Annotated in this window: 13 protein-coding genes; 6 read left to right on the top strand and 7 right to left on the bottom strand. The window is 51.9% G+C overall.

What is annotated here, in order from left to right:
- Positions 1-9: 9 nt before the first annotated feature.
- The 7 genes from QUF18_RS15495 to QUF18_RS15465 form a co-directional block, all read right to left on the bottom strand.
- Positions 10-1,560, bottom strand: coding sequence for a L,D-transpeptidase family protein (locus tag QUF18_RS15495; protein WP_289388159.1), 1,551 nt, complete (start codon positions 1,558-1,560; stop codon positions 10-12).
- A gap of 89 nt (positions 1,561-1,649) precedes the next feature.
- Positions 1,650-2,663: an ABC transporter ATP-binding protein gene (locus tag QUF18_RS15490; protein ID WP_289388157.1), complete on the bottom strand. Its 1,014-nt coding sequence runs from the start codon at positions 2,661-2,663 to the stop codon at positions 1,650-1,652.
- Positions 2,656-3,636, bottom strand: coding sequence for an ABC transporter ATP-binding protein (locus tag QUF18_RS15485; RefSeq protein ID WP_289388156.1), 981 nt, complete (start codon positions 3,634-3,636; stop codon positions 2,656-2,658). The genes QUF18_RS15490 and QUF18_RS15485 overlap by 8 nt, the downstream gene beginning before the upstream one ends.
- The gene (locus QUF18_RS15480; protein WP_374807189.1) at positions 3,636-4,454 is read right to left on the bottom strand and encodes an ABC transporter permease; all 819 of its coding nucleotides are present in this window, start codon (positions 4,452-4,454) and stop codon (positions 3,636-3,638) included. The genes QUF18_RS15485 and QUF18_RS15480 overlap by 1 nt, the downstream gene beginning before the upstream one ends.
- Positions 4,455-4,512: 58 nt before the next feature.
- Positions 4,513-5,445 carry an ABC transporter permease gene (locus QUF18_RS15475; protein WP_289388189.1) on the bottom strand — a complete coding sequence of 311 codons (933 nt, stop codon included), beginning with the start codon at positions 5,443-5,445 and terminating at the stop codon, positions 4,513-4,515.
- 174 nt (positions 5,446-5,619) lie between these two features.
- Entirely contained in the window at positions 5,620-7,224 is a 1,605-nt protein-coding gene (locus QUF18_RS15470; RefSeq protein WP_289388152.1) for an ABC transporter substrate-binding protein, read from the bottom strand.
- 115 nt (positions 7,225-7,339) lie between these two features.
- Positions 7,340-8,260, bottom strand: a complete 921-nt coding sequence (locus QUF18_RS15465) for a serine hydrolase (RefSeq protein WP_289388151.1) — start codon at positions 8,258-8,260, stop codon at positions 7,340-7,342.
- 144 nt (positions 8,261-8,404) lie between these two features.
- Between QUF18_RS15465 and QUF18_RS15460 the strand changes: the two genes are divergently transcribed.
- The 6 genes from QUF18_RS15460 (at position 8,405) to QUF18_RS15435 (ending at position 17,095) form a co-directional block, all read left to right on the top strand.
- Positions 8,405-9,343: a LysR family transcriptional regulator gene (locus QUF18_RS15460; protein WP_289388150.1), complete on the top strand. Its 939-nt coding sequence runs from the start codon at positions 8,405-8,407 to the stop codon at positions 9,341-9,343.
- 158 nt (positions 9,344-9,501) lie between these two features.
- Positions 9,502-10,002 (top strand): RNA polymerase sigma factor, encoded by a 501-nt coding sequence (locus tag QUF18_RS15455; RefSeq protein ID WP_289388149.1) that lies wholly within the window; start codon positions 9,502-9,504, stop codon positions 10,000-10,002.
- A gap of 127 nt (positions 10,003-10,129) precedes the next feature.
- A complete protein-coding gene (locus QUF18_RS15450) occupies positions 10,130-11,086 on the top strand; it encodes a FecR family protein (RefSeq protein WP_289388147.1) in 957 nt (318 codons plus the stop codon).
- 112 nt (positions 11,087-11,198) lie between these two features.
- Complete coding sequence (locus tag QUF18_RS15445) at positions 11,199-14,849, top strand: TonB-dependent receptor domain-containing protein (protein WP_289388145.1); 3,651 nt, start codon at positions 11,199-11,201, stop codon at positions 14,847-14,849.
- Between the two features lie 404 nt (positions 14,850-15,253).
- Positions 15,254-16,885 (top strand): L-lactate permease, encoded by a 1,632-nt coding sequence (locus tag QUF18_RS15440; protein ID WP_289388144.1) that lies wholly within the window; start codon positions 15,254-15,256, stop codon positions 16,883-16,885.
- A 12-nt stretch (positions 16,886-16,897) separates the two neighbouring features.
- Entirely contained in the window at positions 16,898-17,095 is a 198-nt protein-coding gene (locus tag QUF18_RS15435; protein ID WP_289388143.1) for a hypothetical protein, read from the top strand.
- The last annotated feature ends 20 nt before the right edge of the window (positions 17,096-17,115 follow it).

Raw genomic sequence — 17,115 nt, 5'->3', positions numbered from 1 at the left:
AGTATCATTTTAGTCCTGCAAGCGATCACTAACCTTGCACAGGAAGCACAATTCACTATGAGCCGGAGAGGTTAGGCTGGCGAAAATGATCGCGCCGTCATACGGCATCACTATATCACGGCCATCCACACGTTTACCGATCACTTCGCCCTCATTCACCGCTTCACCAGTGACAAAACGCTTGAGCAACTGATCATCATCGTGATCAGCCAGAATAGCCTCGGAAATTTCCAATACGCGTAGCGGTTTCGGTTTTTGCGGAGCATCTTTGATTATACCAAGCGCGACCATGCCATTGATTACGCAATCATAACCAATTTGCGGACCGTTCGGGTCAAGATGCTGGCCACACTCAACAGTCACACCATACCCACCGGCAAAGCGCATATATTCTGTGGTGCCTACACCATGCAGCGATGACAGGCCTTCTGTTACACCGGCTTCGCGCTTTTGCTTAATCGCCTTCTCATGGGCAGGCAACCAGCCATGCACCAGCAGCGGCAGGTTCATGGCTTTTGCCAGCTTGCTCTCGGAAGCTTCATGGACAAAAGGCTCAAGCGCTCCCTGATTATCACGCGGGCCAAACAGCGCGAAGGCCTCACCTTCCGATCCGAAAGAATGCAGATCAATCAGCACATCATGCGCGCGCAACAGCGGACAGATAACATTGGCAACACGATCTTCATTATCCTGCGGGATTGCGCTTTCCGACAAGTTGCGGTTAAAGTTGCGATCACCGATACGGGTGTTGTTACGGAAGGCCAGACCATTGACCACCGGCACAAAAGTCACCTGACCACATTCCAGCTCTCGCTGTCCGCTACGGAATTCGCTGATCAGACGGCTGATTGCATAGGGGCCGGACGGCTCATTGCCATGAACAGAGCCGGTTACAATCAGGCGCGGCCCCGGTTTCAGACCATGAAATGTAACGGTTTCAATCGATTTCGGCGGATTGCTCACCAAAGGTGTCAGTGGTTTCACTGCATCATTGATTGAAGAAATATCAACCACCATGCCCGGACGGACACGGCGTGCCAGTTCCATCAAATGCTCATGGGCGACCACCACGCAACCGGAGGTGCCGCTGTAATCAGGTCTCGCCGTATGCATGAAAATCGCCGAGCCACCACGCGCTTCCGGCAGAGCATCGTTCCAGCCCACCGGAATAATCAGGTCAAACAGACGCTCGCCACGACGCGACGGTTGTGTTTCATCCGTTTCAAAAACCAGCTGATTGTAAAAAGGACTATCGGCATCTTCAACCCAGCGATAGTTTTCCGGCTTCGGCAGAAACGGAAAATCAAAGCTGCGCGGTTCATCGCCGAAGACTTCCGGATCGTAAAAACCATAGCGCAGCGGATGACGGCCGCGCGGAGTTTTACCATCGCCTTCACGTTTCAGCTGCGGGTCAATCAGACCATTGCGCCCGATAGCGCATTTAACTGTCCAGTCATCAATGGTCAGCAGACCAATATGCGGATTTTGCGGATCCTGACCGGTGCGGACAACGATTGTCGGTTGTTCGAGTGTTCCGACCATAAACGGATTTTGGCTCATAATATTCAACCTGTTTTACAACAATGACCGGAGCCTTTACCGCGCTCCAGACAGAATAAGGATCAAGATTTATCACGCAGCGGGCGCGATCAGACCACTCGCTCCAGTAAATGACATCTGGCACGGTGTGACGGATTGCCGATGGCTTGCGTAAAGTCCGGCACATCGCCCTCACGGCACGCATCAAACACCGACGGGCAGCGCGGATTAAAGGCACAACCCGATGGCGGCTTGAGCGGTGACGGCGCCTCGCCCTGCATACGGCGCGGATGGCGCTCCGCAGCCAGCGGATCCGGAATAGAAGCAATCAATGCCTGCGTATAAGGATGCAAAGGCTTAGTGAAAATATCACTCCACACGCCTTCTTCCACGATACGCCCCAGATACATCACAGCGATCCGGTCACTCATATGCTCGACAACACCCAAATCATGGGAGATCATCAACAAAGCAATGCCCAGCTCGTCTTTAAGCTCCAGCAGCAGATTGATAATCTGCGCACGGATCGATACATCAAGCGCGGAGACCGGCTCGTCACAGACCAGCAATTTAGGCTCAACGATCAGGGCACGTGCAATACAGATACGCTGGCGCTGCCCGCCGGAAAATTCATGTGGCCTGCGATCTGCCGCTTCCGGCTTCATGCCAACCTTGGTCAGCATATCAACCACACGCGCTTCGATTTCCGCTTTGTCTTTCATGCCGTGCAAACGCAAAGGCGCAGCCAGTGCATCACGCACCGAACGACGTGGATTAAGCGAAGCAAACGGATCCTGAAACACCATCTGCACATTACGTGCCTGACTGAGCGGATCATTCTTAACCGCTTTCGGCACATCCTGTCCTGCGACATGAACCGAGCCGGATGTATAAGGCACCAGCCCCATAATCGCGCTGGCCAGTGTTGATTTTCCGCAGCCACTTTCGCCAACCAGACCAAGGCACTCACCGGCGCGGATTGACAGATCAACACCATTCACAGCCTTCAAGGGTTTTTGCCGGAAGCCCTCACGTACTGTATAGTGAATATTCAGGTCACGCACAGCCAGCACATCTTCAGCATCAGCCGCTGGTGCGGGAGAAAGAAAAACCTGTTCAGTCATGATGATAACACCTGATTGTACTTATCCCTTCCAGCGCGGTCACCGGCGGCATAAGCGTTCTGCATTGCTCAGAAGCACGGGGGCAACGTGACGCGAAACCACAAGCTTCATCGCGCTCCAGCAAGCCCGGCACCACACCTTTAATCTCGGTCAGCTTTTTACGACCTTCCTGCAACCGCCGCCCCAAAAGCGGCAGAGAAGCCACCAGCCCGCGCGTATAAGGATGGCGCGGATCGGTAAAAATCTGAGAGGCCGGACGCTGTTCAACAATATGCCCCGCATACATCACCGCCACACGATCACACATACGCGCCACCAGCCCCAGATCGTGACTGATCATCAGCACCGCAGTGCCGCGTGCCTTACACAGTTCCAAAATCAGCTCGACAATCTCCGCTTGAATGGTCACATCCAGCGCCGTTGTCGGCTCATCCGCAATCAGCAAGGCCGGATCGCAGGCCAGTGCAATTGCAATCATCACGCGCTGGCGCATGCCGCCGGAAAGCTGATGCGGATAATCTTTAATCCGCCGCTCAGGGCTTGGTACCTGCACCTGTTCCAGTGCTTCAATGGCTTTCAAACGTGCCTGGCGTACCGACATGCCTTTATGCAGCACAAACATTTCACCGATCTGATCACCGATGGTCATCAGCGGATTGAGCGAGGTCATCGGCTCCTGAAAGATCATCGCTACGCGGTCACCGCGCAACCGTCGCATATCCCTGTTGGAAAGCCGGTTAATATCCTGCCCCTCTAACAGCACCTTCCCTTGCGTGACATGCAGCGGTGGCCGCAACAATCCGGCAATGGTCAGCGCACTCAGACTTTTACCGCAGCCGGACTCCCCCACCAGACCAAAGACTTCACCGGCCTGAATAGAGAAATTCATCTGGGAAACAGCAGGATAATCCTGTTCTTTATGCCGCAAAGCGATGGAGAGATTGTTGAGTTGTAAAATTGGTTGATCAGACATCAGCGTTTTGACCTCCCATGCGGGTCGAGAAGATCGCGCAGACCATCGCCCAGCATGTTAAAACCAAGCACTGTAATAAACAGCGCCAGCCCCGGGAAAATCGCTACCCAAGGGGCAACCATCAGCTGCTCACGGGCACGCGCCAGCATACCGCCCCAGCTTGGTGCCGGTGGCACGACGCCAAGACCAAGGAAGGAGAGCGAAGCTTCCGCCATAATTGCCGAACCGATACCCATTGTTGCCACAACAATCAGCGGCCCACCGATATTCGGCAGAATTTCACGCAGCATGATGTAGAACCGGCCAAAACCGAGTGTGCGGGCAGCCTGCACATAGTTCTGGGATTTTTGGGTCAGAACCTGCGCACGCGAGATACGGCAGCTATAGGCCCAGTCAGTCAAACCAAGCGCAATCAACAGGCTCAGCAAGCCGGGTCCGAGAACCGCCATCAGCGCCAATGCAAAAACAATAGTCGGGATCGCAAGCATCAGATTGGTCAGACCTTGCACAAATTCATCCCACCAGCCGCCGATATAACCGGCTGACAGGCCAAGCAGAACGCCGATACAGGTGTTCATCGCCTGAATGGCGAGGCCGATCAGCAGCGAAATTCGCGCACCATAAACAATACGCGAGAAAATATCGCGACCCTGTTCATCCGTACCAAACCAGAATTGCGCGCTTGGCGGCTCTTCCGCATACATCAGATTGGAGTGCCCGACAGGGTCATAAGGTGCGATCCATGGTGCAAATATTGCGACCAGCGCGATACACACAAAGATGGTAAGTCCTATGATAAGATTGGAGCGTAACATCAAATCTGCCTGCCCTGTTCATAAAAATCGTGGAATTTCAGATTATGCTGTGTCATGGCGCTCACCCGTAGCGAATACGCGGATCGATCATCAGATAGGCGATATCGACAAGCGTGTTGATGACGAGGAAGAACAGCACAATCACGAGAATACAGCCCTGCACTGTCGGGATATCGCGCATCGAGACAGACTGGATCAGCAATGAGCCGATACCGGGCCATGCAAACAGGTTTTCAATCACCACAGAACCGCCAAGCATTGAGCCGAATTGCAGGCCGATCGTTGTCAGCACCAGCACGAAAGCGTTACGCGCCATGTGTTTGGTCGCGATACGGAATTCTGAATTGCCTTTAGAACGCGCCGTACGGACAAAATCCGCATTCATCGTTTCCAGCACCGCCGCACGGGTGGTACGCGCCAGCAGAGCCATTGGCCCGATGCCCAGCGTGATGGCAGGCAGAATGAGATTTTTGATACTGCCATTGCCATAGCCGAAGGTCGGCAGCAGTCCCAGTTGCAGAGACACAAAATACATCGCGATCAAACCGAACCAGAAGCTCGGCAGGGACAGACCCGACACGGCTGTAATCATCGCCGTGGTATCCAGCCATGTGCCTTGCCGCACCGCCGCCAGAAAGCCGAGCGGCAGACCGATCAGCACCGCAAAAAAGATTGCCCCGACAGCAAGCCGGAACGACGCCACAATGCGGGTCGACAACATATCTGTCACCGGACGCTGTGTGGCAAAGGACGTGCCCAGATCGCCCGTCACCAGACCGCCGATATAACGGCCGAAACGCTCAGGCAGCGGATCATTGAGGCCGAGCTCTTTTTCAATCCGCTCAATCACCGCAGGGTCAATGTCACGCTTATCACCGGAGACCGCAGACACGAAAGTGCCGGGCATGACACTGAAGAGAAAGAAAATCAGCGTGATTGCCGCAAAAACTGTCACGAAGGACTGCAGCAGACGCCTGCCAATCACCATCAGCATAGGAATATCCATAAATTATGCAGGAAAAACGGGCGGTTGATGGCCGCCATGCTCCGCTCCCGCGACAAACCCTGTCACAGGGGCTGCCACTGGTCTGTGTTTAACCAATATAGACCAGCAACATTGTCTGCTTCTGCAACCCGCATCAAAGCGGATTGCAGATCAGCATGAGACTTACTTACGTCCCGGCGCATTCTCGTCGAGCCAGAGTGAATCCACCTCGATAATCGCGGCTTCTGTCACATTGGCATCCACACCGTGAATCCAAGGCTGGGTTGCGAGAACGGCCTTGTTGTAGTTGTTGAACCAGACCGGCGCTTTTTCGAAAATATAGCCGTCGGCTTTTTTCAGAAGTTCAATGCGCTTGGCCGGATCGGTTTCTGCTGCTGCTTCATCAAGCATCGCATCATAAGCCGGATCTTTAAAAGCACTGCGGTTACAGGCTGGACGGCTTACGCGGCTGTCAAAACAACGCAATGTTGTCAGCGGATCAGGGCCAGTACCGGCAGAACGGAACCATGCAGCAGCAAGCCCCTGGTTCATCTCATCAACCAGCGTGTTGGAATCCACTACTTTTGCTTTTGCATTGATCCCGATTTCTTTGAGGAACGGCATCATCGCTTCCAGTGTACCAAGGCTGCTATTGCCTTCGGTCACTGTTGCGGTGAATTCAAAACCATCAGGATAGCCCGCAGTGGTTAGCAGCTCTTTTGCTTTTGCCGGATCATAGGCATAAGGCGCACGGTCCTTGTCGAAAGCCGGAGAGGTTGCAGGCAACCAGCCGGTGGCCTTATAGGCTTTGTCTTTCAAAAGTTTACGAATGATAATATCGCGGTCAACCGCATAGTTGATTGCCTGACGCACGCGCTCATCATCGAACGGTTTCTTCTCGGTATTGAAACCCATATGACGGGTAAACACTTCCGAGATTTCGATCAGACCTTTGGAGAGTTCCGGATCAGCCTTATACATTGTATAGGCATTTTCCGACAGCACGGTTGCATCCAGCTCACCCGCGCGGAAGGCCATATCCAGTGCGCTGTTATCACCGGAAATAGTGAAATCCACAGCATCCGCATAAGGCTTGTCAGCCTTGTAATATTTATCAAATTTCTTGCCGGAGATTTTGGAACCTTCAACATGGTTTTCAAAAACAAACGGCCCGAGACCAACCGGTTTGGAGAGGAAATTGCCGCCTTCAACTTCTTCTTTCGGCAGGATAGCGGTAATAGCCTCAAAAAACTGCGTCGAAGGATCGGTCAGCTCTTTGAAAGTCAGAGAGAATGTATTGTCATCAATCTTCTTGATACCGCTGATCTCTTTGGCTTCTCCCTTCGCATATTCCTGTGCGCCGACAAGTGTGCCAACCTGTACTGCCCCCGGATAACCTTTGGACGGGTCCATAATACGGGTATAGGACCAGATCACATCATCTGCGGTCAGTTTGCGGCCGTTATGGAAATAAATATTGTCAAACAGCTTATAGGTAAAAGTCTTGCCGTCTTCGCTTGTGGTCACGGACTCTGCCAGATCAAGCGCTGGCGCATTTTTAGCTGAATCCCATGAATAGAGCGAGCGGTGAAACGCTTTTGAAACAGCCATATCCTGCGAATTATACGTCACATGCGGATCGAGGCTTTTCAGTGCGGCGCCATAAGGCGCGGCCAGATGCAATGTGCCGCCGGATTGTGGTGTCTCAGCCCATGCCAAAACGGCAGGCGCAGCTACGGACAATGTTGCAGCAAGAAATGCTGACTTGATAACAGACCGGTAATTCATCTCTTCCCCTTTGTACTGTGCTGTACTTGCATTATCAGTCCTGTTTCAGTTCTCCGTTGAAACAAGACGATCTTTATCGTGTATATACGTGTTGCCTAAAACGGCAATGCTACAATCATTTTAAGGTGTTATGCTCTGTAAAGGCATAATCACAGAACAAACGCGCAAAAGCCGGCAAGAAGCTTTTATCCGCCGCCGGCCATTCTCCCTCGCTCATCACACACAGAATAAAACTCTTGCCATCCGGCCGCTCGGCATAGACCAGATCATGCCGCGTCCATGAAGTATGACCGGCTTTTGACCAGACTTTATACTCTGCCGGTATGCTGTCGGTCAGAAAACCTGTGACCTGATCGCCATCCGGATCGAGATTGCTCTGTCCGCGCTGGAACTCCCGTTCCATCAGTTTCATCATCCAGTCCGCCTGCGGACGTGCGCCACGCGCAATGTCATGCATCAGTGTAGCAGCAGACAAAGCGGTGAGTAGATTACCATTGTTACCAGTGCGAATTTGCTTGGCGCGGCCATAAGGGCTGTCCTGATAAGTGCCGTGCAAAACACGAATTCCGGCAAATTCCGTACGGTTCTGGCTGTCATACCATTGCTGCACCTGTTCGCGGGCAGCACACCATTGCGCCAGCGCCTCTCCCTCTAAGGGTGCACCGTCGTCAGCACCAGTCAGTCTGCCCACAAGATAGACGGTTGCTTCATTGGAAGAGATTGCCATCATCTCACGGGCAGCGCGCTCATCTTCATCGTGATAGGCAAGCCTGCCCTCTTCGCGAAACGCAGCCAAAGCATTTAGAAAAAACAGTTTTACCACGCTGGCAGGATAAAGCGGCTTGTCCGCCTGATGGGAAAACCACGGTAAATCAACCAGCGCACCGGGATCAGTCAGACGCAACGGCGCATCATAAAGGCAGGCTGCAACGCAAACCTGATCCGGCGTTAATCCGCCATTGGTCATCTGCAAGGCCTGCTCAAGAGCACGCGCTGCCGGATGGGATTTATGAGCTTCAACACCCATTTTTGTCATTCCCCTTATGGCTCCCTTTGAGAGCCTCTTCTTTTCCCATGAGTTAGCCATGAAACTTTGTGCTTTGATATAGAAATATCATTGGAACTTAATTCATTTTTGATATTAACTGGTAACATAACACCTCAAATAGATGAGGCATTTATGGTGTCTGGCAAAAATCATATCAATCTGCGTCAGGTAGAGATTTTCAGAGCAACGATGAAATTCGGTACGGTGACGGCCGCAGCTGCGGCTCTCGGCTCATCTCAACCAACGATCACCCGTGAATTATCCCGCCTTGAGGAACATATCGGCTTTCCGCTTTTTGAGCGGCGCTTGCAACGCGTGGTACCCACCGCACGCGCGCTTAAATTATTTGAGGAAGTACAGGCGTCCTTTATCGGCCTCGACCGTATTAACGGCTTTATCGATCGACTGCGTGATGCATCAGCAGAAGTGCTGACCGTCGCCTCCCTGCCTGCTTTTGCGCAGACAATCCTGCCTGACGCGATTGCACGACTGAGCAAAATCCATCCGGACTTGACCCTGCAGATCAGTACAGTTGATCCGCGCAATCAGTCCAGTATTTCCGGTTTCAACTTCGATATTGGTCTTATTGAGGATTTTTATACCCAGAGAGACGCCGAAGCGCGGGTGTTGTGGGTCTTTAAACTCGTGGCAGTCTTACCGCCGGAGCATCCGCTTATAGCGCGGGATTATCTGGAGCCGCAGGATTTTGAAGGCCAGAACTTTATCAGCCTTGGCTCACAAGACCCTTACCGGCTGAGCGTGGAACGTATTTTTGACATGACGGGGACGCAGCGTCGGTTGTTCCTGTCCTCACAATCCGCCAATAGTGTCTGTGAAATGGTGCTGAGAGGATTGGGCGTTTCGATCGTCAATCCTTTGACCGCTCTGAGTTATGAAAAGCAGGGATTGGTTCTGAAACCTTTTATTCCGGCACAGGATTTTGTGCTGTCGGCGTTACGCCCCCTCAACCGGCCTGTTGTTGCTAGTTCTGAAGCTTTGCTGTCCCATTTAACGGCAATCTGCGCAGAAACCCATCAGAGACTGCAAAACAAGTTCCCGGACTACGCATAAATACGCATGATCGGACAAACGTAGCTATCTGCACTATTTATCCCTTGTTAAATAAACTTGATTATTATAATCAAGATTTATCGTATTATGCTATCTCATGAACGCTATGTTCGTGAAATTTTCAGGCGAATACATTTCAGGATAGTGGTTAAAGGCAGATGTGGGATCTCCATCATCTATTTAAAAAACACGCACGGGATATCAGGCAAGCGTTGCGGCGTCGAGGATTGCCTGAAGAAACTGCTGCTGATCTCACGCAAGATACCTTTCTCCGTGTTCTGATCTCTCCGCCTGAGACGACTAAAACGACCTTCAATCCTGTGGGTTATCTGTTCAGAACAGCACGTAATCTCGGCATCGATTATCAGAGACGCGAAGGCTTAATACGCAAGGTCGATCTGTCGCCGGAAGATTTTTCAGCCATTGCGGATCCTTCACCATCGCCAGAAAAACAAGTTTATGACCGCCAAAAACTGCTACTGACCCACAAGGCGCTGCATGAATTACCGGAGCGGACGCGCATAGCCTTTGAAATGCATCGTATGGATGAAATGACAATTGCGGCCATTGCCGCCGAGCTTAATCTTTCAACCGGCAGAACATGGTCACTCATCAGAGAAGCCTATGAATATATCGACAGCCGGTTGAGTGGTCTTTAAGCATGGACACCTGCATCCCCCGCCTTTGAACCAACCTTTCTGCATCAAATACTCTGCAAAACTGAAAAACGGGCATGTTCGTTCGTAATACTCTATAAGGAACACTCTTCTTTGACAGGCATGACGGATGGATAATTCTGCAGATGAGGCACAGGAAGCACAGCGTCTGTTTCGTGAGGCAGCAGATCTGGCTATCCGCTTGCAAAATGATCCCGTTAATCCGGTTTCTGCTGATACGGTGAAATCGTGGGTCGCACGCAGCCCTGCGCATGCTGCCGCCTGGGCACGTGTTGCCGCTGTCCACGGTTTTAGCGGTGCAGCCTTTGCTGAAAACCGCCGGAAACCTAAAAATGGCAAAATAACACGCCGCAACTTTATTGCAGGCAGTGCACTTGGCTTAGGCGCCGTGACAACCGGTGCTTTGACACTGCCGCATTTATGGCTGCTCGCACAAGCTGATCATATCACCACCACCGCAGAAATCAGAGATGTTGTTCTGCCGGACGGCAGCCTTGCCACGCTGGGCCCCGACAGCGCACTGGCTTTGGCCTTCTCGGAGCAAAATCGTCGCATCAATCTGTTATCCGGCATGGCCTATTTTCAGGTGCAGCCGGATCCTAACAGGCCGTTTATCGTATCCGACGGCGTGATGCAGGTCACTGCTCTCGGAACCGCTTTTGATCTGTCATCAGAAAAAGGCTTCTCATCCGTCACGGTTGCTCATGGCACTGTTGAAGCGAAAACCCGCACATTGGCCGGTGAAAAGCTCGAGGCCGGAAAATGGCTAACCTTCGACAGCACGACCAATCAAATAGCCAGAGGTGTGCAGGAAGCATCAGAAATCGCAGCCTGGCGCTCCAATCTGTTATTTGCCGAGAATGAAACAGTTGCGGCTTTGTGTGCAAAGATTTCCCGTTGGAAAAGCGGACGCATCATTATTGCGGATACTTCGCTCGGAGCGCGCACGGTCAGCGGTGTTTTTGACCTGAGTGATCCTGATGCGGCCATTGAGGCCGTCATTCGCCCTTTTGGTGCTAAAGCCCGAAAAATCGCCTCTTTTGCAACAATTATTTCTTCCGTATAAAAATATGAGTAAAAACTGAATATTTTTAAAGCTCACTCGTAAAGAAGAGTATGAGGGTGTTTCAGCGAATGAAAACTGGCGCCTGTATGATCGATTGACGGAGTGAGCTGGCATGACAGGCGCCACAAGAACAGCAGCAGCAACGCGTAATAACCGCAGCAAGGCTATGATGGCCGCTTTGCTGGCAACAACGGCAATAATGACCGGCATCGCCCTGACAGCGGTAATGTCTGTTGTACAGGCGCAGCAACAGACCAGTTATAATATTCCGTCCGGCCCGCTCAATCGCGCACTTGCCGCATTCGGCAGCCAGTCAGGCATGCAGCTTTCCTATGAGCCTTCTGTAGCGCGCGGCAAATCTTCAGCCGGACTTTCCGGCGCGGCCAGTCAGGAACAGGCGCTGGCGCGTATTCTGCAAGGCTCCGGTCTGTCCTATAGTTTTACTGGTTCTAAATCCGTACTGATTACTGAAAAGCCGGTTACCGGCAATAGCGGGGGCGCTATCAATGGTGCGATCCAGCTGGATCAGATTACGATTTCAGGCAGTGGTGTGGCTGGCGCTGCGGAAGCCCCTTATGCAACCGCGGCACCAACCACATATATTTCAGGCGAAACGATTGAGCGTTTTCGCGGCTCCAGTCCTGCCGATATGTTCCGTGGTACACCCGGTGTAAAATCCGGTGAGGCACGCAATGGTGCCGGTGCGATTGATGTGAATATTCGCGGTATGCAGGGCATGGGGCGCGTTGCCACCACAATCGACGGCGCAGAAAATTCTGTTACTGTCTATCAGGGCTACCAAGGCGTTTCCAACCGTACCTTTGTTGATCCCGATTTTATCGGCGGTGTCGAAATCAACAAAGGCGCTGATACGGCTTCATGGGGCAATGCCGGTTCTGTCAGCATGCGCACACTTGGTGTGGATGACATTGTCAAAGACGACAATCACTGGGGCATCCGCATTAAAGGCGGCATGGGCGGCAATACGTCGAAGCCGAATGCCGGTTCTCTGAGCGGGTATCAGTGGCCTTACGCGCCATGGGATTCAATGAAAACGCCCGTCGCCTCAAAAGACGGCTTGGACAGACCTTCTTTCCTGTCGCCGACAACCGGTTCCGGCAGCGTGATTGCGGCCTATAAAGGCGATGCGATCGACCTGCTGGCAGGCTATGCGCGGCGCAAGCAGGGCAATTATCACGCCGGAACGCATGGTGATACATCAGCCAATCCGGTTAATCTCGGCAGACAGCCTTATTGCAGTTCTGCGGTTATTATTAATTGCATACCCAAAGGCAATTACTGGACTGATTATTATGCCAATCAGGGACTGACCAATTACCGTGGCGGTGAAGAGGTTCTCAACACCCAGTTGGAAACAGAGTCGTGGCTGGCCAAACTCACTGCCCGTTTTGCCGATGACCATGAGGTTCAGCTCGGCTACATGGGCTTCCGCAGTGAAGCGGGTGACCGGCTCGCCTCGCGGTTGAGCGGTATTAAGGATCAGTCCATACAGCAGGAGCAAACGGCGGGCACCAGCCTTGATACCGTGACAGCACGCTATAAGTGGAACCCTGAAGATAATGATCTGATTGATCTGCGCGCCAATCTATATTGGACACATTTGCAATTGCGCAATCCAGTACGCGGCGGTCGTGGTGTTCAGCCCGGGAAAGTCGGCTTGCCTGCTGATTATCGTGTGGGTTCTGACAGCGATATGTGGGGCGGTGATATTCAGAATAAATCCGCCTTCTCATTCGATGTGGGCGATCTCGATCTCACCTATGGCATGGCTTTTCGTGTTGAAGATACGCGCGGCAGCAAACATAGTGCGGCGCTTGAAGGATGGATGACGCCCCGCGATGCGATCCGTCATGAAGTCGCCGGTTATACCAAAGTCGCCTATAAGCCTGTCGACTGGCTGACTGTAAATGGTGGTTTACGCTATTCGCATTTCTGGTCGAAAGACCGCTTCGATCCTTATGAGCGCAACCAGCTTGAGCGGAGCAGCGGTGCAGGCTCCAAGACCAACGATGGTGGATTCAGCCCGTCAGTGGGTGTTACGATTGAGCCTTGGGAACAGACACAATTCTACATCAATTATTCCAATACGCTGCGCGCGCCGAGCATTATTGAATCTGTCTCAGCCTTCAACAGCGTATCGGCAAATTATGAGGTTAAACCGGAGCGATCCAGCAATTGGGAGCTGGGCACTAATATCATTCATAACAGCCTGCTTGCCGATGAAGATGTGAGCATGCTGAAGCTTGGCTATTTCAACTGGGATGTGAAAAACTACATTTCCCGTAATCTGGTACTCAACCCGAAAAACCCGAGCGATCTCGGCCTGAACATTGCCAATATTGCCCGCGCAAAATTCTCTGGTCTGGAGTTTTCCGGCCGTTATGAGCTGGACGGATTTACGGCTGATCTGGCGGCAAATTACTATCTGAATGTTGAATATTGCCGCACGTCTGACAGTTGTGATGGCAAGAGCCTCTATGGTGACTACGCCACCAACCATGTACAGCCGAAATATTCTGTCGATCTGACCCTGTCGCAAAAATTGCTGGAAGAACGCTTAATGGTCGGCGGCCGTGTATCCTATACCGGCCCGCGTGCTATCGGCCATGGCGATGTGACTGCGCAGGGTGCATCTGAGTTCATCACACCGGTCTTGTGGAAGCCATTCACGCTGGTTGATATTTTTGCCGAATATAAAATTACCGACACTATGACCGCGGCATTCCGTGTCGAAAACCTGTTTGATAAGTTCTATATTGACCCGCTCGCACTGGTTACACAGCCGGGACCTGGCCGTACCTTCTATGTCAGCCTGACTACAGACATCGGCGGTGAACAGCAATTGCCAGCCTTACCATCACTCCTCACGCGCCGCCCAAATAATGATAGCAGCATTACAGACTGGACCGGCCTTTATGCCGGTGCACATGCCGGCGGTATTTTCGGCAAAACATGGGGCACAACAACGGCGCTAGATGGCAGTTCCCATGCCGTTGCGGCAACAGAATCTGCTGATTTCGGCATGGATAGCGGTCTGTTCGGCGTGCAGGCCGGCTATAACTGGCAGTTGCCGAACCGTATTGTGCTGGGGATTGGTGCGGACTGGAGCAAAACCTATCTGAATGCTGCGCATAAAGCCCGCACGACTGAAGGCGATTTTGCCGGTACCAGCAATGTTCAGGCGCAGACCATGTATGATATCGACTGGACAGCGGCACTGCGCGGTAAGCTCGGTTATGCTGTTGATAATAAGCTGATGGTCTATGGCACGGGCGGGTTGGCCATTGCCCGTGAAAGTCAATCACGTGAACAATACCGCGCGGTTGAAGACCCGAATGAGAAAATCACCGAAATCGTGCAGACCGACAAAGACAAGGCAACGCGTCTTGGCTGGGCAGCCGGTGGCGGGGTTGAATATGCCCTAAATGACCGCTGGTCAGTGATGGCGGATTATTCCTATACGCGCTTCGGAAAGACCAGTTTCACCTTTAACAGTGCATCTGCGGGTATCACCCGTGATCGGGAAACACAGGAAATAGCCGGCATTGAAATTGTTGACCCATCGAAAGATCCGTCAATGTCTTGGCTGTGCGATATGGATCCTTCGCTCTGCGAACCTTATGAAAAAACGATCTATAAAACTGTGAAACATGAGGGATCATCCAGCGTTAAAAACGGGCGCAAAGCCTCCAACTCACTGGATATCCATACGTTCAAAATTGGTCTGAACTACCGGTTCTGAGTTCGAGCGTAATCCGGCTTCTCATCATGTGCGGTAGCAGGACATGATGAGAAGCCGCAAGCTTCGCATAAGAATATACAAATTTAAACACCCTTAGTCAGCGTAGTGCCCCCCTTAATAACGCCACCTTTGTGACAGTCACGTGCTGCGTATTATCCTCAACTGCAGAACTGTCCGAATAAGAAAAGCACGAAATATAAAACATTTAATTATAATTAGATCACAAATAGTTCATTAGAATAAATCTAAAACGCGACGCAACATTGATTACAATCAATGTTATATTTTTATAATCAGCCAGTATTTAAATTCTAATTTGACAAGCCTCTAATTTATAATGACAGGCAATAAAATATATGGAAAATCAATTTCAAATTGCTTTTCCTCAAAATACAGGAATAAAAATGTCGCTAGATCTTGATTTGCTGCACTGGATACTTGCAGCAATTCCTATCATCGCCCTCATAATACTTATGGTAGGAATGAACTGGACTGCTCAGCAGGCTGGTACAACCGGTATTTTTATTGCCGCAGGTATTGCAGTCTTTGCCTTTGAAGCATCAACGCGTGCACTTGCCGTAGCTTCTGCCCGCGGCATCTGGGACGCAATGCCAATCCTTTATGTGATATGGCCTGCGTTGTTGCTCTATCAGATCATGAACCAATCCGGCGGCTATGATGCCTTAAGGCGCGGTATTTCCCGTATGTCCCGCAATGAGTTGTTTATCATTGTGGCGCTTGGTTGGGTTTTCACCTCCTTCTTGCAAGGGATTGATGGTTTCGGCACACCTATCGCCGTTGTTGCGCCCCTGCTCGTCGCCTTTGGTATGCGTCCGGTTTATGCAGTTGCCATTCCGATCATCGCGCATATCTGGGCAAAGTTTTACGGCACCTTGGGTGTAGGCTGGCTTGCAACGTTGCAGGTCGTCGAAATGGATGCGGGCGCAAGCCTTTCCATGGGGTTGCAAGCCGCAATTCTGATCGCCATTCAGTCGGTTCTCGGCGGCTTCATGGTGGTGTGGATGTATGGTCGTGGCGCGGCAGTTCGTGCCGGCTGGCCACTTGTTCTTGTCATCGCGGCCATCCACAGTATCGGCCAGTTTCTGGTAGTCTTTATTGACCCGATCCTTGCGGCCTTCCTGCCGGCTGCTCTGGCTATGGTGGCGCTTTATCCATTGTCCCAATGGTCACGCTACAAAGAGGCTGACACAACCATTATTGACCGCCCTGCCATGCTTGAAGAAGCGCATCTGGAAGAAAGCAGTGCCGAACCGCCGATGGATATCGTCGCTGCCTTCTCGCCTTATGCCCTGCTGACAATTTTGGCGCTCGCTACATCGCTGATCGATCGTTTGCATGCATGGCTTTATATCCCGAGCTTCGGTCTGCCTTTCCCTGCGATTACCACAGGCATGGGCGTTGAAACGGCTGCATCTGACAGCTATTCACCGCTGCATATGTTTGCCCATCCGGGTGCCACGATTACTGTGACAGCACTGGTAACCTGGTTCTGCTTCCGCAAGTTTGATTATTTCAATCAATGGGCAAAGGCCACCGGCAAAGAAATGCCGGGCGTTGTTAAAGGGCTTTTTGCCAGCGCTATTCCGGCTTCTGTTCCGATCATCGCCTTCCTCGTTATGGCTTCGATCATGAAACTGTCCGGCCAGAACACTATGCTCGCCCTTGGTATTGCAGCGATTGCTCCGGCTTATGTCTTTGCTTTCCTTGCCAATGGTATCGGCATTCTGGGTGCCTTTATCACCTCCAGCTCCACCTCTTCACAGGTTCTATTCTCTGAATTGCAGGTCAATCTGGCTGAAGCCAAAGGTCTGCCGCCGACAACCATTCTGGCAGCCCAGAGTGCCGGTGGTGCTATCGGCAATGCTATTGCGCCAGCAAACGTGGTTATGGGTGCAAGTACAACCGGTATCAACGGTCAGGAAGGTGCAATCCTGCGCAAGACCATTCCATGGACAATTGCAGCCTTTGTACTGACCGGCATCGCAACTGTCATCATGTCGATGATCTTCGCATAAGGGCAGAATAAAATGATCAAAAGAATACTTCAAAACCGCCTTTCATATCTGAGTGTTTCATTTGTGCTGTTTCTGGCAGCTCTGCCGCTGGTTAGCCTCGGTACCACGAATGACTGGCGCCTGATGTCAACGATCGGCATGGTGGCACTGAGTGTTGCCGCCATCATCCCCCCGCTACAGCGCGTGCTGTTTCCTCCCAAGTCTAAGTGAGTGACTGATCCGTCATCTGC

The organism is Pseudochrobactrum kiredjianiae (assembly GCF_030362795.1).
Classification (GTDB): domain Bacteria; phylum Pseudomonadota; class Alphaproteobacteria; order Rhizobiales; family Rhizobiaceae; genus Pseudochrobactrum; species Pseudochrobactrum kiredjianiae.
Note: the sequence above shows the minus strand (reverse complement) of the source record. Positions and strands in the feature narration are given on the sequence as shown.